The sequence below is a fragment of the Streptomyces sp. NPDC048290 genome (genome assembly GCF_040652095.1).
Classification (GTDB): Bacteria; Actinomycetota; Actinomycetes; order Streptomycetales; family Streptomycetaceae; genus Streptomyces.
The window spans coordinates 75,120-95,801 of the sequence record NZ_JBEZLM010000019.1 but is presented as its reverse complement, the minus strand read 5'-3'; the positions used below and the strand labels follow the sequence as shown (position 1 = coordinate 95,801).

The following is a 20,682-nucleotide window of genomic DNA, read 5'->3' as shown; positions in this document are numbered from 1 at the left end:
GGTCCCGACGCGCCACGGGCACGATCCCGCTCTAGGTCACTGACCTAGAGCCTGGTCGCAGTAAACTAGGTCAATGACCAATAGGCAACACGGAGAACGGCTGGATCAGGCCACGGTGATCCGTACGGCACTGGAACTCCTCGACGCCAAGGGCCTCGACGCCGTCTCCACGCGGGCCGTCGCCGACCGGCTCGGCGTCCGCATCAACACCGTCCAATGGCACGTCAAGACCAAAGCCCGGATGCTGGAGCTGATGGCGGACGCGGTGACCGGCGAGACCCCGCTGACGGACCTGCCGTCCGCCCCCGACGAACGCGTCCGCGAACTCGCCCGCCGCTATCGCCGCACCCTGCTCGCCCACCGCGACGGCGCGTCCCTCGTCGTCGGCACCTACCCGGCCGAACCCCACACCCTGCGCTTCGCCGACACCCTGGTGGGGGCCCTCCTCGACAGCGGCCGGGAGGAGCAGACCGTCGCCTGGACCACCTGGGCGATCATCTACTTCACTCTCGGCCTCACCCAGGAGGAGCAAGCGGCCGACCAACGCCCGCTGGGCGACCTCCTGGCCCGCGCGGTCTCCGAGGACACCCACCCCGCCCTGCACCGGATCGCCGGCCACCTCGCACCCGGCTCGTTCGACGACCGGTTCGCATTCGGGGTCAGCGCCATCCTGGCCGGAAACAGCGGCTGATCCGCGCGCCGCGAGGGCGGGGCCGAGATCCGCAGGCGACGGCGCAGGAGCCGCTGCGGTGGGCCAAGGTGGCGGCCGTCTCCGGCCACGCCGGAGCAGGCTCATCTCGTCTGAGACTGGCGCGAGTTCACGGGCCGGACGCCGACGGTCTGGCGGCGCGGCGAGATTCTTCTCGGGGCCGAGTGGTCGGCGCTCGCGCGGGCTTACGTTCCCGCTCATCAAGACCGGCGACCGGCGGCAGGCGCCACTGTCCATGCCAACATCGTCCGAGGTTGTCCAGAGCCGGTCGGCGGTATCGGGCAGGCAGAAGGTCGCGGGCGTGAGCGGGCAAGAAGAGGGGCGGCCGACACGATGTCGACCGCCCGCACTCCTACTGATGACCCGGCGCCCTACCCACCGACGCCGGGGCGATGCGTCACCGTCCGAAGATGCCCTGGAAGGTGAAGCGCTCCCACTCGGTGTTGCTCTGCCCGTCGTTGTACCAGACCGGGCCTACGCCCTTGATGACACCGGCGAACGACGTGCTGCCGGTCTGGTGGACGCCTTGCGAACCGCTGGCCTGGACGACTCCGCCACCGTCGTTGGCGAGGGCCGAGCCGGCGCCACCCAGCAGAATGCCGACGGTGAAGACCGAGGCGGCCAGGACTGAGCGCATACGCATGAATACTCCCGAGTCTCTCTGGAAGACGTGCCAGGAAACTGTCACGTCGGCCGTTCAACGCCCCGCGACGATCAACGGAAACGACAGGTCACCCAGATGCCCGAACGCCACCACCCGCCGGGACGGAACAGCGGCTTCGGCCCCGCGCGACCGAGCCGCCCCTCGCCAGCAGGGTCCGCAGCATAGGGAGGGACCCGCCATCGCCACCCGCGCCGGGGCCACGCGACCACGGTCTACCGCCGCTGGGGCAGCGTCGCCGAACTGATCTCTGACGTCATGATTAGCCGCTTCTCCGGCGACATCGTCGTCCCCGACCCCGGCGGCCTCCGCGGCGACCTGGAGCGCTATGCGTACGACCTCGCCAAGGACCTCGGCGACCCCGACACCCTCGCCCTGGTACGTGCCACCATCGGCACCGGCGGAGAACAAGGCGCCGCCGTATGCCGCACAGAACGCCAACGACAGCTCGAAGCGATCCTCGAACGGGACCAGGCCCGGGGCAACCACCCCCGTCCCTGGAACGCACCACTGACGCCGTCCTCGCCCCCCTCTACTACCGGGCCGTCTTCACCAACGAACCCCTCACCCCCGAATGGGCACAGACCCTCGTCTACCTCCCCTTCCTGCTGTCCGGCCATCTCCGCGGTGTCGAAACCCGCGAGGCGTTCCTATGCCGTGGTTCCGTTCTGCGCTCGGTGCAGCAGCGTGGGGTCGTGGGCGTTGACGAGCAGCAGGCCGGGAGGGTTCTCGGCGTAGAGCTGGGTCAGTCGGCGGTGGTTGCCCGCGACTTGGGACCAGTCGGAGGCGACCGCTCGTTCCATGGTGGTCAGGGACTTCGGGGCCCGGCCGGTTCCGTCGATCTGTCCGCGGTGGTAGAAGGAGTCACCGACGTGGAGGACCCAGTGGGTGCCCGCGTCGACGGCGATGGCGGCATGCCCGCGGGTGTGGCCCGGCAGGCTGATCATGACGATGCCGTCGGTGATGTCGGTGAGTTCTTTGGCGTTCGGGAAGCCCTGCCATGGCTCGCCGCCGTCGAGGGTGTGCGGAATGATCAAGGGGTTGTGGGCGCGATGGGTGGTGAGGTAGCGGCCCCGCTCGGTGAATCCCTTCGGGTGCAGGGCGGCATGGTTCTCGGTGGTGGTGAGGTGCACCTGGGCCCAGGGGAAGTCCGCGAGTCCGCCGGTGTGGTCGGCGTCGAAGTGGGTGAGAACGATGTGCCGGACGTCTCGGACGTCGTAGCCGAGCGCGGCTACTTGGTGGGTCGCCGCCTCGGTGGTGTCGAAGGCGGGTCGGACATAGAAACGTGCTGGTCCGAAGCGTTTCGCCGGGTCGGCGGCGTCCTGGAGGCCGAGGCCACTGTCGACGAGTACGAGGCCGCTGTCGGTTTCGACGAGCAGTACGTGGCAGACCAGTCCGTCGGGGGCTCGCCATGGGCGCATGGTGCCGCAGTTGAGGTGGTGGACCTTCATAACGAGTCTCTGTTCCTGTGAATGACCTGCGAAATCACCTGGTGGAGAGGGACTGCGGTCGGGCTTCGCCCCGGCGGGGTCGGAGACCTCGGTGACGGTGCCGGGCTGATACTCGGAGGCCAGGTAGGCGGATCAGCCGTCCTCGCCGCCGACCCGTCCTTCCTGCCCCACGGTGAAGCCAGTACTCCAGTAGGCGAAGTGCTGTACGCCTTCGTGGCCGGTGACGAGGAAGTCCCGGTGCATCGAGGTGCCGCCGGTCAGCGCGCGCGCATCGCCGATCCGGCCCCGATGCTGTGCGTGGTCAAGTGCGTGCTCCCGCGTCCTAGCTGTCGAGGTTCGGCTTGGTGGTGTTCAGGAGCCTCGGGTCGGGCTTCGACCCCGCTGTGGAGAGTGCGCCGCGAAGGACGCGGGCGAGCTTGAGGAGGCCGGAGGGCTTGCGCAGGTTGATGCCGGCGATCAGTTGTTTGAGGACGGTGAGCTGGTCGAGGTAGATGCGCTCGGTGACCAGGTTCTCGTTCTCGTCGAAGATGAAGTACGCCGTCATCCGGGTGCGGTGTTTCGACCCGGTCGGCGGGATCTTGCCGAGCATGCCGCGGTGGGTGCCCAGCAGCCAGAACTCCACGATCACCGCGTCGGCACTGTGCCGAAAGGCGATCAGCTCGTGGTCCTGGTCGGGGAAGGCGACCCTGCTGTCGTGGTAATAGCCGCGGACTTCGGAGTCGCCGTCGTGCACCACCATCTGCGCGATCAGCTCGTAGTGCGGGTGGGGGAACGTCGCGAGGGTGGCGTCCCAGTCGTGGCGGACCTCGTCACGGAAGTGGTCGAGCACGAGCTTCTCCCGGGCGCGCAGAACGGCCTCCGCGGGCAGTGTGAACCGGGCGGGAGGTGACGGGTCGGCGGGTGCGGCGGACATCTTTCTGTCTCCTGTCTCAAGTCTCATGTCTCATGTCGCATGTCGCATGTCGCATGTCGCATGTCGCATGTCTCAGGCGGGCTGGGCGCCGTGGCGGATCGCGCCGTGAGTGAACGTCGGCTTCGTGCCGGGATTGGTCCAGGCACCGGTGAGTTCACTGGAGGGGAGGAACTGCGGGAACCGTGGATCGGCCTGGCTGGGGTCGGCCAGGGCCTTCTCCATGACGACCGAGTTGTACTGATCGGCCGTCGTCTCGATCGTGTTCGCGTTCAGCACGACCTCCTGCTGCCACGCGCGGGCCCACCTCGCCAGGCCCGGGAGCCTGGAATGCTCCGGGACCAGCGCCTCGGTGGCGATGACGTTCTCGCTGGACACCCAGATCCCGGTGTCGGTGTTGACGACCAGGGACTGGTTTCCGAAGACATGGCCGGGGGTCTTCAGTACCGCCACGCCCGGACCCAGGACCACCGAGCCGTTCACCGGCAGGAACGCCTCAGGCGGGACATCCGCGTAGGCGGCCGGCTGGTACCAGGGCTTCTGCAGCGGGTGAAGGTCGGTCATCGCGGCCAGTTCGTCGCGCTGGACGATCACCTTCGCGTGGGGGAACGCTGCCTCGGGTGTCCGCCCGAGATCGTGCTGGAAGGCGGTGGTCCCCACCCAACGCCGCAGGTCCTGGGTATGAAGGTGGTCGAACAGCAGGTAGTCCACCTCCGCCGGCTCGATTCCGAGCCGGGCCAGATGACCGAGCACGGTCCCGTGCTCCGTCACCAACTGCCGCTCCACAAAGCCAGGCGTGCGCTGGGAGAGCGTGTCGAAGTACGGCGTGTACCGCCCCTGCTCGTGGTCGCTCGGCTCGAACAGCAGCACCCGTCGGCGGCCGTCGGACTCGGTCCAGCGGATCACCTGCATCCGGTTCGTGATCGACAGGAACGGCGCGAGCGCTTTCGAGGCCCGGAAGAGCCCGAACCGCGTGGGATAGGGCAACGTCACCAGGTCGCGCGTCACGACACTGTCCGGCGTCCCGGTCGACGCGAACTCGCTGCGGAACGCGGCAGCCTGCCGCCGGGCGATCCGCAGTCGCGCTCCGGGCGGCTCCTCGGAGCGGGACAGGTCGGTCACCGCATCGACCGCCGTGCCGACCGTGGGCAGATCGGCCACCTCGGTACTGGTCCAGGGGAAGCGCATCGTCACTCCTCACGCAGGTTTACCCACGTCGTGGGTTTCTGCCCGGGGCCACTATATCCACGGCGTGGATTTAATCAATGGGCTCCTGCACAATGAACCGCATGACTCCCTCCACGGACGCCAACGCCGGAGCCCGCCGCGGCAGACCCCCCAAGGGCGCCCCGCAGCTCTCCCGGGACGCGATCGTCGACGCCACCATCGAGGTCATCGACCTCGACGGGGTCGCCGCGGTCAGCATGCGTTCCGTCGCGCGAGTCCTCGGAGTCGACGCCAAGAGCCTCTACAACCATGTCGACGGCAAGGACGGGCTCCTCGACGCCGTCGCCGAGCACCTCCTCGGCGGGGTGTCCATCCCACCGATGACCGGCGACCTGGGCATCGACCTGGCCACGATCTCCGACGCCTTCCGCGACCGCGCGCTCCTCCACCCCGAGGCCGCGCCCCTCGTACTGACCCGCCAACTCTCATCCTTCCAAGGGCTCGCACCGCTCCAGGCACTGTTGGGCGTACTCAGAACAGCGGGCTGCCCGCCCGGGGAATCGGTACGGCTGGTGCGCTTCCTCCTGGCCACGCTGATCGGCACCCTGCTGCGGGAAGTCCAGGCCGGCCCCACCTTCGGCGTCTCGGACGAAGACGGCATCGCCGCGCGGCAGCACATCCTGGCGGACTCCGGCCTTCCCCACGTCGTCGAAGCCGCCCCACATCTCGCACGGTTCGACCGCGACGCGGAGTACGAGTACGCCGTCCAAGCCGCCACATCACTTGTACGGGACCGGATCAGGGCAGCGCAGGTGGATGCGGGCGGGCGTGATGATCGCACGGCAGCTGAACGACACAGACGGCCGAGCTCACCTCTGTCGTCGGACGATCGACTGGTGACTCGACGGCTGCGCAGAAACGGCGCGTGATCTCGCCCGTGTAGCGCCGCTCAAGGAACGCGACCGTAGGCGTCGATTCAAGCAACGCGGAGTAGGCGCCGATCTTGTTGCTCTTGACACGCAGGGTCGACCGGGTCCGATCGCCTGGACGGGCGAAGCGTGACGCCGTCCTCGAGCCCGCTGTCCAACGCCACCACCACCGCTGGGACAAGATCGAGGAGCGCCTGCCAGTCCACCACCGAAGAGTCCGGGACACGCACGTCCGGCAGCGACCCCACCACGTCAGGGTCGAAGAAACCGCTCACGTCCTCCCACAACAGATCGACCACCGCGCCATGCAGCACGGTTCCCCGGCCCAACGCACCCCGATTCTTCGACGTCGGGGTCCGGCCGATGGCTTCGGGTCAGGTCCGCTTGCGGCTCGCGATCTCGGCAGAGAGCTGCTGCACGTGGGCGGGGTCCGCGTCCCGGGCAAGGGCGACGTAGTGGTCCATGACGGTCGGCCGGTAGCGCACGGGAAACGTCTGTCCTGGGGCGAGTCGGGTGAGTTCGGTGATCGTGAGGCCCTCGTCTGCGATACCGCGGAACGCGATGCCGTCGGCGGTCTCCACGTCGACCATCAGGACCACACGTGGATTGCTGTTGACCTCCCGCCAGTCGACGAGAACGCCGAGCGCGAGCGCCCCCGTACGCAGTTCCGCATTGCGCTTCCTCGCATCACTGCTCAGGATCGGGTTCGGGGCGACGCCCGGGAAGTCGGGTCCGACGCCGAGCGACTCCCGACTTAGGTCGGGCCTGAGCTGCGCCATCAGATCGTCGAGAGACGCCCTGCGCTTCTTCCTCGAACCGAACATCCTGGCCCTCCCTCACACCGGTGCCGGAATCTCGGCCTGGCGCTTCGCCCTCACTGCGAGTGTATGGCGCGGCCATTCCCGACCGCCGTCGCACCGCACGTCCCGATGGGGTCACCGTCTGCGGTCGCGGACGGGCTCGGCCGGTGCACCTGTCTGTCGGACGCGCCACGTCCGCACACCGACAGGAGGCCCAAGCCGTGATCGATGTTGACCCCAGCAGCAGCGGACTTCCGGGGATCGCGCAGTGTGCGACATCGTGGGCGCGGTGATGACCGCCGGCCTGGTCGCGACCATGCTCGTCGTCCTGTTCGTGGTCCGGCCCAGCATCATCGGGGTTCGCTGCGGGACATTCCTCTGCTGGACGCGCTCCACACCGGAGGAGGCCACTGCCGACGCGTCGCCGCGGCCGGTCCGAGACCTCGTGCAGGTATCCCGGCTCGCCCGCAGGAACTTCCTCGGCCTCCGGTGGGCGGGCGACGACACCGCCGCCAGCACCCCGTCCCCTCCCTGCCAGCAGCTTGCCGTCTGCCGTCCCCAGGAAGGCAGTGCCTGCGCCAGGACGTCTTCCTCGACGCCGCACAGGCCGGCCAGGAGCTGCCGTCCGGCCGCGTTCAGCAGCAACTCGGTGTCGGCCTGCGCGCCCCCTCCGTCGTGCCTGGGCGGGTAGTCGCGCCCTAAACAACACGACCGCAATGCCTTCGCTTCCATCCCGTAGCGGCTCACGATGCGGCAGACCAGCGACAAGGTCGTCTCTCCCAGGATTCCTGGATACCCGCCGTGCCGACCGCGTGGCGGAACTTCTCCAGCAGGGGTCAGGCCGCCGCCCAGGTAGCGAAGGACTCTCCGCCCCCATGCCCGGCGAACCACGTCTCCAGGTCCTCCATCTGAAGCAGCGGGCGCCTGCGGAAGCGGTTACTCCCGAAGCTGCCGGGCACATCCGATGCATGGACAAGTGGGAGATGGAGCGCGCTGTGGAGCGCGGGGTGCGGCGCGCGAACGGTGAGGACGTACCCGACGACGACGCCTGCTGTAGCTGCCTCGCCGTACCCGGCTGTCTCCTGATCGTCGGCTTCATCCTGTTCGTGATCGTCCAGTCCGGAATGCCGTGGGATTGGTAGCCGGACCGCGAGGGCGAGACGTACGTCCTCCTGCGCTCGTGGGGAAGCGCGCGATGCCTGTCGATGGCCTCTGACGAGCTGCTCTTCAGCTTCGTCAGCGCCAACGGCCGCGCCAGGGGGAGTCATGTGGCCCCGACGATCGAGTAGATGAACGCCGGTGACAGTTTCGGACGCTCCGGCGCCACCTTCTGGGACGGTCCCGTGACTGGCGGGGGGCCTGTTCATCGTCACCGACCGCTGGGGGGGGGAGGACAGCGGCGACCACCGCGACCGGTGGGTGCAGATCCAGGTCCAGGTGTAGCAGGCCGTGGTCGATTCGACACTGCGCCCGGACGGGGCCGATGCCGTCCAGGCAAGCGTGGAGGCGGTGGAGTCGACCGTGGAGTCCCCAACAGTCCTGGACCACGGAGAGCCCCGGGTCCGGCTGCGCTTCTTCGGCTACCGCAGGACCACCCGCAAGGTCAGGCTGATCAACGTCACGAGCGGCAAGGATCTCGACGTGTACGAGGACTCGACGGACGAAGGCACACCAATCTCATCCAGTGGCACGACGAAGGCGCCACCCACGAACGCTGGCACGTCCAAGACGTCTCACAGGCACGCCGCCCGGCCCTGTGGGCCGTGGCCCCCGGGCCAGGGAGTGGAAGAACTGGAGCGCTCACCTGGGTGTTCGCCGGACAGGGGGGCGGCCTTCGTCTGATCCTTTGCTCCGACCAAGGTGCACCGATCAAGACAAGGGCCCTGAAGGTGAGCTTGCTGCCTGATCCTGGTCCCGGGGAAGCGTTCGCGGGAGCGTCACGCTGCTCGGCCTTGGCAGCCGGAAACCGCTACTCGGCGTCGGCCCCCTGGCCGGGCTGATACTGATACGCCCACGGGTCGAGCATTCGCCGAGCCAACGTCACGCCGACGCTGACACCCGCTCCATGGCGTGTTGCCGTGGCTGCGCAGATTCCCAGCGTCGCGTCGGGAGAGCCGCCCAGCAGCCTGCTCGACTCCAGCCAGCGAAAGGCCACTCTGGCAAGTGTCCAGTCCGCAGGTGCCAAGCTCCAGGTGCCGGCGTCGAGGTGCGCGTGACACCAAAGGGCCCATTCGACATCATCGGCCACCCTCGCGTGCATGGCTCCGAGGTCTGCCGGGGTGAATCCGGGCGAGGCTCCGGGCGGGCAGGTGAACAGCAGTGTCAGGGCCAGGACGTCGTGCGCGGCGCGGTACTCGAACGATGCCTGTGACCAGAGTGGCTGGCCGTGTGCGAGGAGGCGACTGGCGCTGTCCTGCGCGCACAGCCAGGCAAGCGGCACCTCGGCGGCGTCGCTCCGCGGGGTCACTGGAAGGAGTCGCCGCAGGCGCAGGAGCCACTCGCGTTCGGGTTCTCGATCACGAAGCCCGACTTCTGCAGTGTGTCCAGGTAGTCGATGCTCGCTCCCCGCAGATAGGGGCCGCTCAATGGGTCGATCACCATGGCGAAGCGGTCGAACCAGATCACGGACATCCTGTCAGCGACGAGAGCCGCACGCTGGTCCACGGTCTGCGGGTCGTCCACCTCGGCCAATCCCTCGCCGTCCCGCTCTGCCAGCGTCTTGGCGAGGGCCTTGGCGTATGTGTCGGTGAAGAACAGCTGGTACCGCATCCCCGAGCAGCCACCCGGCTGCACCGAGACCTGCAAAGCCAGTCCGGGCTCCTCCCGTTGCAGCAGGTCGGTGACCTTGGACACCGCCGCCTGCGTGAGCTCGACGGCATACGTCGTCTCTGGCACTACGCCCTCCTGTCGGCCGGGCCCAGGTCTTTTCGGGCACCGATGAGATCACGGTGGACGGCGGGACTGAGGTTCACATAGCGCGCCCAGGTATGCCGTGAACCGGCCGATTCCCCGTGTGACGAGGTCAGTTGTGATGCCCGGACCGGCAGACACATCTGGTCCGCGGGCTCGGACACGCGTACCCCCTCTCCCCCCCACTCACTAGGAAGCAGGGCAGGCACCCGCTCGGCCCCGCGGCCGTGATCCCCGCGACTACGGGACGTCCGCGCCGTATCGGCGATCTCCGCCGTCATTGCGCACGATGAGCCCGACTGCACTTCGGCGCCGGGCCGCGACAAGCGGACCACGGGCGCGCAATTCGACATCCCGCGTCCACTGGCCGCCACTTCGCCCGGCTCACCGACCGAGCCGACAAGGACGGCGTCATCACGGCCACCCTCCGCCGCTCCTTCATGCGCCAGATGGGTCGCGTACAGCCGCTCGCCGTCACGTCGGGCTCCGCCCCGGCTGGGCCATCCTGGTGCACTGCGGGCTTCTCCCAATCCGCCTGCAAACACTCGCCGGTCTCGCCCGTGCAAACAGTCCTCAGGGGCGCCGGGAGCGATACGTCTGCCGGTCACTGCGACGTCCGACACTCCCCCACCGATGTTCAGCACCCGGTGGTGCCGATCCCTCCGCCGACCGGTCCAGTCCGCTCCGCCCACGGTAAGCGGGCCTCGGCGCGCGCGGCGTAGCGCTTCCGCTGCTTCCGGAGGTACACCGCAACCCTCCTGGCGAAACCCCAGCCGTACCCGATGATCGGGACAAGACCGGCAAGGAAGAACAGTCCGCCGGGAACCATCAGCTTCGTCCAGCCGAGTTGGCCGGGGAACAACGCATGACCGGGTCGTGACGCATCGTAGAGAACCGTGACATGGTCGCCCGCCGACAGGCCATCAGGAGCCTGGAAGACGTTGTCGACGGACGCTCGGACATCGTGGGCTCCAGCCACGTCGACGCTGATGAACGAGGCTCCCTGCTTCCACTGCGGCTTCACGTAGTCAGCCTCGACCACCACTGCTGACACCCTCTCGGCATCACGGAAGTACCACCGCGCAGACACGTTGTCCCACGCGAGAAAGGAGCCCATGACGACGAAGGCCACCCCGCCCAGCAGACCAACCGTGTAGCCGAGCGCCTGGTAGATTCTCGCGACGCCCGGAGGTGTGTAGACCTGTCCGCGGCCCACGCCGACGGTCCTGCCGCTCTGCCGACTCCCGCGTGTCATGGCTCCCCCGTGGTCGAGTCGCCTCATTGTCCTGCCCGGCAGGCCGAAGGGATCACCTTCGGTGCGACGGTCCCCAGACCGTCTCCGCCCGGCCAGGGCCAGTGCACCGTCTCCGGCTCGGGAATGAGGAGATCGCCGATCCCGCAGCCGAGGACGACGCCGATGACGTTCAGGTCCTCCACCTTGAGAGGGACGGGATGGCCGGACCACGGCCCGGTGCGTTCCGCCCGCCGACTGGAGGGGACACATCGGGAGTCGCGGTCCGGCACGTCGTACGCTCCCTCCGACACCCGATGCGCCGCCGGGGGGGGGCGGCTCGGCTCCTGCCGCGTGCTGCCGGGACATCGGCAGCACGCGGCAAGTTGCCTGCGCTCGATGACGACACCTGACTGCCGGGCAGACCTCACCCAGAGCCGGGCAACGTCTACCCCGCTGGCACGGTCAGGGCCCCACCCGGAGCCCGGCCCACGTCCCAGGTACCGAAGGGTCGGCCGGTCAGCGCCCGATCGCTCAGACGAGTACCGCAATCAGAGTCGCGCTGCCCGCCGACGGCTACCACCAGGGCGTGCAGGTGATGCCGGAGTCCCTGACGGCGCTGGTCAACTGGGCGCAGACACGGAAGGCCCGGCTGGAGGAGCTGCTGGTCGGATAGGCCGGAGTCGTGATCCTGCCGTTGGCCGAGCCCAGGGTGAACGGGCCGCACTGGATCCACGACGCCTTGTTGTCGTTGGTGACATCCATCCAGACCGCTCCCACGGCACTGGGACCCCATGTGCTCCCGCTGCTCAGCACACCCCACCCCATCGACCTCCCGCCGACGTTCCCGGTCTGCATCGCGTAAGAGACGACCGCGTGGGGGTGATCGATCACCAGCGCACCCGCCCCACCCACGCCCTGCCCGGCGAGGCTGTCGGGGATGTCGGTGAATCCGGCCCTGCCGCCCGTACAGTCCGACGCCGCCGCCTGAGCCGCACCCGCAGAACCAGCCACGAGCCCTGCCCCGAGCACGACAGCGGCCGTTCCCATGCTGAAGATCCGATGCATACTGCGCATGTGTGTCCCCCTGATCGAACTGAAGTGGTCACTGGCTCATACGCGGGAAACGGCGGACTGGTTGCACGGGAGTCGCGGCACTTTTGTGAGGCACATCATGCACTGGTCCCTCATACAACACGGCGGCGTCAACGGTCCGGTCGAAGCTGCTCGATTGCCGGGAAGACGGACATCTCCCCGTCCACTCAGGGCTATCAACTGCGGCCGTTCCGGCATTGGCCCAAGCGAGTCAACATCGAACCAGCACGGGGGAATCGCGTGCTGGGCGCACGACGAGAAGCTGTCTGCTCCAGTCGTGTAGGCCAGTCCAGCGCGTGGACGACCTCGACCCCGCCTACCGCACCGTCCGACCGGACAAACAGTCTCATCCGCCGAATGGCCCCGGCCAACTCGTAGGCGTTCCAACGGTCCCTCAGCGCCGAACCGCATCCCGCCCGCCGCTCAGACCGCGCACAACTCAATCCTTCACCGCCTTCAAAGCTACGTGTCGGCTCATCGGCGGGCACTGGCGCGCACATGGGTGCGTACCCCATGCGCGCCGAACAGGATAAGGAGTTCGACCGCTCCGCCATCGGCGCTCCCCAACCAGTGCGGCAGGGACGTGTCGAACTCAGCCGCCTCACCCGGCGGCAGCGTGAGGTCGCGCTCGCCGATGACCAGCCGGAGACGTCCGCTGAGCACATAGAGCCATTCGCAGCCTTCGTGGGTCTGCGGGGTGGGCTCAAGTGGCTGCGGCGGGGCCGGAATGATCATCTTGAAGGCGTGGACGCCGCCCGGTCGCCGGGACAGCGGCACGTACGTCATTCCGAACCGTCTGATCGGCTTGAGGTGTACCCGGGGGTCGCCGGTGCGCGGGGCGCCGACGAGGTCGTCCAGCGGAACGTCGTAGATACGCGCCAGAGGCAGCAGGAGTTCGAGGCTCGGTCGGCGCCGCCCGCTCTCCAGCCGGGACAGGGTGCTCTCGGACACGCCCGTCGTCGCCGAGAGGTGGGCGAGGGTGATGCCGCGGTCCCGGCGCAGCGCGCGGAGGCGGGGGCCCACGCTGTCGAGTACGTCGTCGTCGGTCTGGGAGTGACCCATGCGACCCATATCCATGCGCCCCATCTTGCCGTAACCGCAAGATTCCGTGCCAAGGCGCAAGGTGCCTGGCGAGACTCAGGGAGACCGGCCGCCACACATGCCACGTAGGGGGCCCACCCGCGCACGCCCACTCATGCGACGGCTCGACCGGCCGCTGATCCGCCTCCCCCAGGACGGGAACACATGAACTCAGCATCACGGCAACTACCGTGCCGCTTCCGCCAACCCGCGCACCCACTGACCGCCGTCCTGCTCGCGCTCCTACTCACAATCGGCACGGCGGCCTGTTCCGCGCCCGTGGCCGACCACGACGCTCCCGCCCACGCCGCAGTCACCCAGGACGACCCCGCCTCCGCGAACACCTTCCAGCACGAGTTCACCGACGTCGACGGCGTCCGTATGCACTACGTGACCGGCGGCAGCGGCACACCGGTCGTGCTGATCCACGGCTGGCCACAGACCTGGTACGGCTGGTGGCCGATCATGCCGGAACTCGCCAAGCACCACACCGTGTACGCCGTCGACCTGCCCGGACTGGGAGACAGCACCGGCACACCGACCGGCTACGACAAGGCCACGCTGGCGCGGTATGTGCACACACTGATCGCCGACCGGCTCGGGGTCCGTGACGCCCGTGTCATCGGGCAACTTCGGCGCCGCGGTGGCCTTCCAGTACGCCAGCCAGTTCCCGGACGACGCATCGAACTGACACCGACGGCGGATTCGGGCACGGTCATCCACTGGCATGGCACCTACGACACGAACTGGCTGATGGGCTGGATCATGCCGCGCTATCTCCAAAGGTTCATGCAGGGCATGGCGGAAGGACTGGCCCGCTGCGCCGAGGAGTGCACGCCTGCCCCGTGAAGCCCGCGCCGCAAGGATGCGGCCGATCCCGGACCGCCCGCCCGTCCTTCCGTCGCCTGCCCCGGGCAACGCCCTCGGGCATGAGATCCCGATCGCGCCTCCGGGGACAGCCCGTTGCGGAGCGGGGAGGAGCTGGTTCACCCATACGTGTGCTTGTCAGCCCGACAGCAGTGTGACTATCTGGTACCGGTTCGCAACTGCCCGTGCAGGGCAGTCAGTTGAGGGTGAAGGGACGACGATGAGCACTGCCCAGGCGGCAACCACCGGTGGCGGGAACCCCATTCCGCCGATCAGTACGGCCGCGGGGACCGGGACCGCCGGTTTCAGCGGGGACAACGGGCCTGCCACCGCAGCTCAGTTGAACCGGCCGTACGGGGTCGCGGTGGACAGCAACGGCACCGTCTACTTCTCCGACTACAACAACCACCGGGTCGGGAAGATCGCGACCGACGGGAGGATCAGCACCGTCGCGGGCAACGGGGCCGCCGGATTCCGCGGGGACGGCGGTCCGGCCGCCTCGGCCCAGTTGAACGGTCCGCGCGAGGTGGCGGTGGACGGCGCGGGCAATCTCTACATCGTCGATGCCAACAACCACCGGGTCCGTAAGGTCGCCACCAACGGGGTGATCAGCACCGTCGCGGGCAACGGGGCCGCGGGGTTCAGCGGCGACGGCGGCCCAGCCACCGCCGCCCAGCTCAACCTCCCGCTGGGGGTGGCGGCGACCAAGGGCGGCGTTCTCTACATCGCTGAGTACAACAACCACCGGGTCCGGAGGGTCGCCGCCGACGGGGTGATCAGCACCGTCGCGGGGAACGGGGCCGCGGGGTTCGCCGGGGACGGCGGCCCGGCCACCGCCGCCCGACTCAATCGGCCGTACGGGGTGGCAGTGGACAGCGCCGGCAACCTCTACATCACCGACTCCGAGAACCACCGGGTCCGGAAGGTCGCCACCGACGGCGAGATCAGCACGGTCGCGGGCAATGGGACCGGAGGGTTCGCCGGGGACGGTGGCCCGGCCACCGCTGCCCAGCTGAACCTCCCGCTGGGGGTCGTGGCGGACAGCACGGGAGCCCTCTGGATCACCGACCACCGAAACCACCGGGTCCGCAAGGTCACGGCCGACGGGAAGATGAGCACGGCGGCCGGCACGGGCACCGCGGGGTTCGGCGGCGACGGCGGACCCGCCACCTCGGCCCAGCTGAACGCCCTGTACGGGCTCGCCGTGGACAGTGTCGACACCGTCTACATCGCCGACCACGTCAACAACCGGATCCGGAGGATCGCCTCCCCCCGTATGGCCGGACTCCCCGATTCCGGGACGGTGGTCTCCTGGGCCAGTGTCCGCAGCCGACTGCGCATGGCGGTCCTGCGTGAATCCACCAAGGACGGGGCCGAGGTCCACCAGGAACTCGCCATCTCCAGGGACCACCAGCGGTGGCGGATGGTCGTGGCGGGCCAGGACAACGGCGAAGTCCTGTACACCATCGAGAACCTGCGCAGCGCCAAGGTCCTGGAGGTCGTCGGGGCGCAGGGGAGGAACGGTGCGGTGGTCGCGCAGCGCGCCTACGAGGGGGGCGACGCACACCACCAGCAGTGGCGGCTGATCCCGGTGGGTTCGGCGGACGCCAGCCCCAGGGTGTACGAGATCGCGAATCGCAACAGTGGTCTGCTCCTGCGGGTCGACACCAACGCCCGTACGGTGATCAAGCAGCACGGGTCGGACGGCGACCACCGCGACCGGCAGTGGCACCTGCTTCCGGTGTGACGCGAAGGGGGGCAGGGGCGAGGACGCCCCTGCCCCCAAGGCAGGCCCTACTTCCGGGAACCCTTCGAGCCCCCAGAACCCACGAACCCTTCGAACCCAATGATTCCGATGAACCCTACGAGCGCCACAAACGCTACGAGCGCTACGAGCGCTACGAACCCGATGACTGCGATGGATTCTCGGCGGTCGGCTTGGACGCCTTGGGCGTCGGCGGCGCCTTGGGCGGCTGGGTGAACTCACTCTTCCGCGGCATGGTCTCCAGGTCCTCGTCCTTCTGGAGATCCCCGTGCTCGGCGACGGTCGGGCTTGACTCCTGCATCCGCGCGGACGCCGCCGTGGACACCGAACCGGGGTCTCCGGCGTAGCGGGCCTGGGCGTCGGCCGACGACTGGGTGGTCTCGATGAAGGCGCCGAGGAAGCCGAGGACGGCTCGTGCCTCAGGTGACTGCTCCTGCACCACCTGGGCCCGGGACGAGGCCCCGTGGATCGCGCTGCTGAAGAGGCTGGTGCTCGTGTCGTCGTAGGTGTGGTCGTCGGAGTCCTCGAAGTCGACGCCCTGTCCGGGCCGGGGCTTGGCGGCGTCGGTGGTCACCGAGAAGAGGCCGGCTCCCCTGTCCGCGGAGCCGAAGATGTTGTGGAACACCATGGTGGTCACTCCTGGTCGTCATCCGGGCGCACAGGCCGCGGGATCAAGGTGTCTTGTACAGTGCCCGGTCGCTGCCGGTCAGGCTCTCGCCGTCGAACATGGTGTGGTGGACCTCCAGCGCGGAGACGACCTCGGCCAGCCCCTTCATGCGGAAGCCGCCACCGGAGAGGTCGAGGTCGGCGATGTCACGGGCGACCACGCGTTCAAGAGCGGGGTAGTCCCCGGACTGTGGCGGGGACAGGACGGCCACCGGTACGTCGTACTGCACCGCGAGCAGCCCGGAGAAGGTCACCGGGATCTCGTAGGTGTACTCCTTGCGGGCGCGCCGCTGGGTGACGATGGTCTCGACCCGCGAATCCGGCTCCACCGTGCCGGAGATCTCCGACTTCGAGGCCCAACTGGTCGTCAGGGTGCCGCCGACCGACGCCGTGATGCCCAGCATCAACTGGGCGTTGAGCTCCGCGCTGCCGGTGGCGCTGCCGGTGGCCGTGAACGCCGTCGAGGCCGTCACCGAGCTGGACGCCGTGTTGGTGACGCTGTTGGTCGTCGAGTTGGTGACGCCGTTCTCGGTGCCGTTGGCGGTGTCGACCCCCATGTCGTCCTTACTGTTCTCGTTGGTCACGGTGTTCGTGGCCTTGTTCGCCATCTCGTTCTGGAGCTGGTTCTGCAGCTCGGCCTGGAGCTGCGCCTGGAGGTCGAGCTGGAGCTGTTTCTGGAGCTGGAGCTGGAGTTCCGCGCCGACCTTGCCGCCGAACGTGAGCTGGGTCTCCCCCTGGAGCGACCACGTCACCTCGTTGGACACGGTGAACTCGACCGAGTCGGTGAAGCTCATCGGGGTCGCGAGGCTGCGGTTGACATAGGCGCGGGAGGAGAAGGTGTCGGGCTCCGGCTGGCCGATGCCGCGCCGCTCCTCGATCAGCGGCTCCCCGAGGTTCATGTAGGCGAGCCAGCCCAGTTGGAAGGCGGACCCGGGGAAGGAGCCGAAGCTCGACTTGTTCACGGAGAACCCCACGGGCTTGTGCCGCACACCGTAGTCGTCGACGTAGACCAGGTTGGGGTGGTCCAGGATGGACTGCCAGGTCTGTTCGATGTTGAGTTCCCGCAGGTTCTTCTTCGTCAGTGGCTGACGCTTGGCCCGTTCCAGGTTGTACGCGTGGGAAGGCATTTCCTCATCCTCGGCTGAATTCGGGTGAACCGTGCCAGGTGAATTGAAAACAGGCATCTCGTACGTTCCGAAAACCGAAGCTAACACGGCGCCCGTTTCCGTGGAGGGGGCTGTCATGCATCCCGCCCATTCGGGTGACATATGTCGACGGAGGTCATCAACTCCCTTGCGGCGAAGGTAAGTTGCGACGCTGTCGGCCCACGGGGCGACGATTCATCGGGCATGTCGCACCGCGGGCATTCGGGCTCCGGTAGCTCGTGCGGGCGGGGCTATGGGGGTATTCGGGTGAGTCGTCCAGACGTTTCCGGCGGGTGTTTTAGGCCGGGCATTTCGGTTGGACGTCCCCGCTTGGGCGCTCGGGTTGAGCGTTGCGATGGGGCGTTCCGGTGGGCTTCTTCGGCCGGAATTGAATTGCTCTGCGGCGATTCGTCTTGTGGGCCATTTCGCGCCGGATGTCCGGCACGCTGCTTCTTCATTCTCAGGGACAGGTGAGGTTCCGCGATGTACACCCAAGAACGCACGGTCATGTCGAACTTGGTGGTCGGCGGACCGGTGGCGGTGAACAGCTACGACAACGCGATCGTGGCGGCACTGATCGAGAACCGGCCGGTCATGCTCGTCCATGCCTTCAACGGCGGCTATCTGCGGCCCGTCGAGCTGAAGGAGGACAGCCATGACAAGGGGGTCAAGCTGGCCACCGCGCTCGACCCGGCCACCAAGGACGCTCAGGGTCACCTCTGGCACATCACCCCCGGCGGCTTCTTCGGACAGCGACCGCTCTATTTCATCGAGAGCGCGGCGGGGCAGGTGCCGCCCACGCCCGCGGTAGCCGCCGGTGCCGCCGGTGCCGCCGGTGCGGGGAGGGCCGACACCGGGCGCGGTGACGACGGGGTGCCGAAGCCGAGGCGCCGGCGTATCTCCGTCCATCAGGAGGCGCCGAAGAGCACGGCCGACACCGTGCAGCTCGGTCTCCCCGACAAGGTCGGCGACAAGTGGCGGGGGAAGAACGGCGCCATCGAGGACACTCAGCTCTGGGTGGTGACGGTGACGCCGTGGGGCGGGATCACCTTCGTCCCGATCACCCATCCCGATGCCATCCTCGGCTTCAAGGACCACGCGGTGACGGCGGACGCCGAGGCACGCCTCACCTACAACTGGGGCGGCGACTTCACCGGAACGGTCATCAACACCTTCTATCCGCGGCTGCCCAACGAGTGGAACGTCCCCTACCACCACGTCTTCACGTGATCCGCCACCACGGTGCCGGAGCCGCACCGAGCCCGAGCCCGCGAACGACCCATCTGGAAGAGGCACCACGATGACCGTGCCCAGGGAAGAACTGAAACTGGAGATCGTCCACGCCGTCACCGGAAAGACCCTCGGCGCCAGGGTCGCGCCGAGCGCGGACGGGACACTCGTCGTCCGTGACGTCCCCGCCGGTGGCCCGGGTCCGCAGCGGTGGCAGCTCGTCCCCGTGCCCGGGGCGCCGCAGGGCGGGAAGGCACACGGCGACGGCCACGCGTACGCGATCCGTGACGCCGCCGGTGGCCAGGTGCTCGACAACCCCGCCGCCGCGGACCGCGGTCTACGGCAGGGGGTCGCCGCCGCCGGGAAGAAGAGCCAGCGGTGGCATGTCGTCCCGGTCGACGGAGAGGCCGGGCTGTACTTCATCGAGACCGCGACCGACGGCACCGTACTCGACCTCGACGAGCCCGGTGCGGAGGACACCCGGGTCGTGCTGCGCGCGTACGACGAGGGCGCGGCGAGCCAGCGGTGGCGGTTCGTCACGGCCGCGCCCGAGCGCACCAGCGACCTCGCGCTGCGCTGGGGATCGCGGAGTCACTGGAACGGACGGCGGTCCTGGCGGCTGGACCGCTCCGCAGCGCTGCGGCCGGTGCCCGGTGCGACGCCCTCCTTCAGTGATCTGCTGCTGGTCCTCGAACAGTTCGGCAGCGACCCGGTCGCCGGGGAGTGGAAGGGCGACGGGGCCACCTCTCCTCCCGGCGCCCAGCCGGAGCGGTGGGCGGGGACCGGTGCGCGGTTCCTCGCCGACACCACGGGCTCGGGGCGGGCGGACATCGTCGCGCTCAAGCCCACGAAGGGAGCCGTGGCCTCGGCCACCGGAGGTGACGGCACGTTCGGCGCCGAGCGCGTCCTGCACCCGCCCGTCCCGTCCCCGAGCCCTTCGGACCTGTGGGCCCTCGCGGACACCACGGGCAGCGGGAAGCCCGATGCGGTCGTGCTCGCCGCCGACGGTGTGCGGGTGTTCCCGCAGGCCGGGGGCGGGACCTTCGCGGCCGGGAGCGGCAAACCGGTGGTCAAGGCGTTCGGGCACGGCGCACCGGGCGGCGGCTGGCGCGCCGACCGGCATCCGTGCCTCCTGGCCGACACCACGGGCGGCGGCAGGCTCGATGTCGTCGGCTTCCACGACGACGGTCTCCGGCTGTCGCTCCAGGACCAGGCGGGCGCCTTCGCCCCGGTCGCCGACGAGCCGGTACTCCGGGCCTTCGGTTACAGCGATCGGGCGGGCGGCTGGCGGGTGGAGAAGCATCCGCGCTTCCTCACTGACACCACGGGTGACGGCAGGCTCGATGTCGTCGGCTGCCACAGTGACGGTGTCTGGGTGTCGCTCCAGGACGAGGCGGGCGCCTTCGCCGACCCCCTTTATGTGCTCGCCGAGTTCGGCGTGGACCAGGGCTGGCGCTCGGTCGCGGAGCACCCCCGCTTCCTGGCCCCGGCCGCCAAGGGCGGCACTCCGGACCTCGTCGGGTTCGGACCGCAGGGCGTGGTCGTTGCCAAGGGCCGCGGGGACGGCACCTTCGAGCCCGCCCGGATCGTCCTGAACGACTTCGGCTCCGCCCAGGGCTGGACGAGCGCGAAGCACCTCCGCTTCCTCACCGATGTCACAGGCGACGGCCGTCCGGACATCGTCGGCTTCGGCAATGAGGGGGTCTGGGTGTCGCACGGCCGCGGTGACGGCCTGTTCGAGCAGGCGCAACTGGTGTGCCGGGGGTTCGGCTACAACGAGGACGCGGGCGCCTGGCGGGTCGGCCGCCATCCGCGCTTCCTCGCGGACATCACGGGTGAGGGCCGCGTCGACATCGTCGGCTTCGGGGGGCCGGGGGTGTACGTGGCCCGGAACCTTTACCGCCGCTTCCGGACCACGCGGTAGTTCCGGGGGCTCGGTAGTTCCGGCACGCGGTAGTTCCGGGGGCGTGTTGGTCCTGGTGCCGCCAGGGGCGTGCGGCCCGGCAGGTTCTCACCCGCTGGGCTGCACGTCTGGCCATCGCGGGCTGACACGACGTGATGCTCAC

At 68.8% G+C, this 20,682-nt stretch carries 21 protein-coding genes and 1 pseudogene; 9 read left to right on the top strand and 13 right to left on the bottom strand.

The window, feature by feature from the left end; translation table 11 throughout:
• The first annotated feature begins 73 nt into the window (after window positions 1-73).
• Both AB0D49_RS28720 and AB0D49_RS28715 read left to right on the top strand, forming a co-directional pair.
• Window positions 74-691 (top strand): TetR/AcrR family transcriptional regulator C-terminal domain-containing protein, encoded by a 618-nt coding sequence (locus AB0D49_RS28720; RefSeq protein WP_362762575.1) that lies wholly within the window; start codon window positions 74-76, stop codon window positions 689-691.
• 44 nt (window positions 692-735) lie between these two features.
• A pseudogene (locus AB0D49_RS28715) lies at window positions 736-871 on the top strand (AraC family transcriptional regulator); the annotation flags it as partial.
• A 235-nt stretch (window positions 872-1,106) separates the two neighbouring features.
• Here the strand turns inward: AB0D49_RS28715 and AB0D49_RS28710 are convergent.
• Window positions 1,107-1,352 (bottom strand): hypothetical protein, encoded by a 246-nt coding sequence (locus tag AB0D49_RS28710; protein ID WP_362762573.1) that lies wholly within the window; start codon window positions 1,350-1,352, stop codon window positions 1,107-1,109.
• A gap of 276 nt (window positions 1,353-1,628) precedes the next feature.
• On the opposite strand from AB0D49_RS28710, the gene AB0D49_RS28705 reads away from it, so the two are divergent.
• Window positions 1,629-2,108: a TetR-like C-terminal domain-containing protein gene (locus tag AB0D49_RS28705; protein WP_362762571.1), complete on the top strand. Its 480-nt coding sequence runs from the start codon at window positions 1,629-1,631 to the stop codon at window positions 2,106-2,108.
• On the opposite strand, the gene AB0D49_RS28700 is transcribed toward AB0D49_RS28705, so the two are convergent.
• The 3 genes from AB0D49_RS28700 to AB0D49_RS28690 all read right to left on the bottom strand — a co-directional run bounded on the left by AB0D49_RS28700 (window position 2,021) and on the right by AB0D49_RS28690 (window position 4,919).
• On the bottom strand, window positions 2,021-2,821 hold the full coding sequence (locus tag AB0D49_RS28700; RefSeq protein WP_362762569.1) for an MBL fold metallo-hydrolase: 801 nt from the start codon (window positions 2,819-2,821) through the stop codon (window positions 2,021-2,023). The genes AB0D49_RS28705 and AB0D49_RS28700 overlap by 88 nt on opposite strands.
• A gap of 322 nt (window positions 2,822-3,143) precedes the next feature.
• The gene (locus AB0D49_RS28695) at window positions 3,144-3,734 is read right to left on the bottom strand and encodes an ester cyclase (RefSeq protein ID WP_362762568.1); all 591 of its coding nucleotides are present in this window, start codon (window positions 3,732-3,734) and stop codon (window positions 3,144-3,146) included.
• A gap of 72 nt (window positions 3,735-3,806) precedes the next feature.
• Entirely contained in the window at window positions 3,807-4,919 is a 1,113-nt protein-coding gene (locus tag AB0D49_RS28690; protein WP_362762566.1) for a hypothetical protein, read from the bottom strand.
• A gap of 101 nt (window positions 4,920-5,020) precedes the next feature.
• Here AB0D49_RS28690 and AB0D49_RS28685 point away from each other — a divergent pair, with 101 nt between their 5' ends.
• Window positions 5,021-5,827 (top strand): TetR family transcriptional regulator, encoded by an 807-nt coding sequence (locus AB0D49_RS28685; protein WP_362762565.1) that lies wholly within the window; start codon window positions 5,021-5,023, stop codon window positions 5,825-5,827.
• A 47-nt stretch (window positions 5,828-5,874) separates the two neighbouring features.
• Here the strand turns inward: AB0D49_RS28685 and AB0D49_RS28680 are convergent, their stop codons facing one another.
• Window positions 5,875-6,141: a hypothetical protein gene (locus tag AB0D49_RS28680; protein WP_362762722.1), complete on the bottom strand. Its 267-nt coding sequence runs from the start codon at window positions 6,139-6,141 to the stop codon at window positions 5,875-5,877.
• 60 nt (window positions 6,142-6,201) lie between these two features.
• Window positions 6,202-6,651, bottom strand: a complete 450-nt coding sequence (locus AB0D49_RS28675) for a hypothetical protein (RefSeq protein ID WP_362762563.1) — start codon at window positions 6,649-6,651, stop codon at window positions 6,202-6,204.
• 851 nt (window positions 6,652-7,502) lie between these two features.
• On the opposite strand from AB0D49_RS28675, the gene AB0D49_RS28670 reads away from it, so the two are divergent.
• A complete protein-coding gene (locus AB0D49_RS28670; RefSeq protein ID WP_362762562.1) occupies window positions 7,503-7,769 on the top strand; it encodes a hypothetical protein in 267 nt (88 codons plus the stop codon).
• A gap of 827 nt (window positions 7,770-8,596) precedes the next feature.
• Here the strand turns inward: AB0D49_RS28670 and AB0D49_RS28665 are convergent.
• From AB0D49_RS28665 to AB0D49_RS28645, 5 genes are all read right to left on the bottom strand, one after another.
• A complete protein-coding gene (locus tag AB0D49_RS28665) occupies window positions 8,597-9,094 on the bottom strand; it encodes a hypothetical protein (RefSeq protein WP_362762560.1) in 498 nt (165 codons plus the stop codon).
• Window positions 9,091-9,522 carry an iron-sulfur cluster insertion protein ErpA gene (locus tag AB0D49_RS28660; RefSeq protein WP_362762558.1) on the bottom strand — a complete coding sequence of 144 codons (432 nt, stop codon included), beginning with the start codon at window positions 9,520-9,522 and terminating at the stop codon, window positions 9,091-9,093. The genes AB0D49_RS28665 and AB0D49_RS28660 overlap by 4 nt, the downstream gene beginning before the upstream one ends.
• 652 nt (window positions 9,523-10,174) lie before the next feature.
• Window positions 10,175-10,753, bottom strand: a complete 579-nt coding sequence (locus tag AB0D49_RS28655) for a DUF3592 domain-containing protein (RefSeq protein ID WP_362762556.1) — start codon at window positions 10,751-10,753, stop codon at window positions 10,175-10,177.
• Between the two features lie 591 nt (window positions 10,754-11,344).
• On the bottom strand, window positions 11,345-11,533 hold the full coding sequence (locus AB0D49_RS28650; RefSeq protein WP_362762554.1) for a hypothetical protein: 189 nt from the start codon (window positions 11,531-11,533) through the stop codon (window positions 11,345-11,347).
• A gap of 804 nt (window positions 11,534-12,337) precedes the next feature.
• Window positions 12,338-12,925: an XRE family transcriptional regulator gene (locus AB0D49_RS28645; protein WP_362762552.1), complete on the bottom strand. Its 588-nt coding sequence runs from the start codon at window positions 12,923-12,925 to the stop codon at window positions 12,338-12,340.
• Between the two features lie 297 nt (window positions 12,926-13,222).
• On the opposite strand from AB0D49_RS28645, the gene AB0D49_RS28640 reads away from it, so the two are divergent.
• Together AB0D49_RS28640 and AB0D49_RS28635 are read left to right on the top strand one after the other, a co-directional pair.
• The gene (locus AB0D49_RS28640; protein ID WP_362762550.1) at window positions 13,223-13,792 is read left to right on the top strand and encodes an alpha/beta fold hydrolase; all 570 of its coding nucleotides are present in this window, start codon (window positions 13,223-13,225) and stop codon (window positions 13,790-13,792) included.
• A gap of 238 nt (window positions 13,793-14,030) precedes the next feature.
• Entirely contained in the window at window positions 14,031-15,557 is a 1,527-nt protein-coding gene (locus tag AB0D49_RS28635; RefSeq protein WP_362762548.1) for an RICIN domain-containing protein, read from the top strand.
• A gap of 151 nt (window positions 15,558-15,708) precedes the next feature.
• Here AB0D49_RS28635 and AB0D49_RS28630 read toward each other — a convergent pair whose 3' ends face one another.
• A complete protein-coding gene (locus tag AB0D49_RS28630; protein ID WP_362762545.1) occupies window positions 15,709-16,203 on the bottom strand; it encodes a hypothetical protein in 495 nt (164 codons plus the stop codon).
• Window positions 16,204-16,246: 43 nt separating this feature from the next.
• Window positions 16,247-17,368, bottom strand: a complete 1,122-nt coding sequence (locus AB0D49_RS28625; RefSeq protein ID WP_362762543.1) for a hypothetical protein — start codon at window positions 17,366-17,368, stop codon at window positions 16,247-16,249.
• 501 nt (window positions 17,369-17,869) lie between these two features.
• On the opposite strand from AB0D49_RS28625, the gene AB0D49_RS28620 reads away from it, so the two are divergent.
• Both AB0D49_RS28620 and AB0D49_RS28615 read left to right on the top strand, forming a co-directional pair.
• Window positions 17,870-18,616 (top strand): hypothetical protein, encoded by a 747-nt coding sequence (locus AB0D49_RS28620; protein ID WP_362762541.1) that lies wholly within the window; start codon window positions 17,870-17,872, stop codon window positions 18,614-18,616.
• A 70-nt stretch (window positions 18,617-18,686) separates the two neighbouring features.
• Window positions 18,687-20,540, top strand: coding sequence for an FG-GAP-like repeat-containing protein (locus tag AB0D49_RS28615; protein WP_362762539.1), 1,854 nt, complete (start codon window positions 18,687-18,689; stop codon window positions 20,538-20,540).
• Window positions 20,541-20,682: the final 142 nt, after the last annotated feature.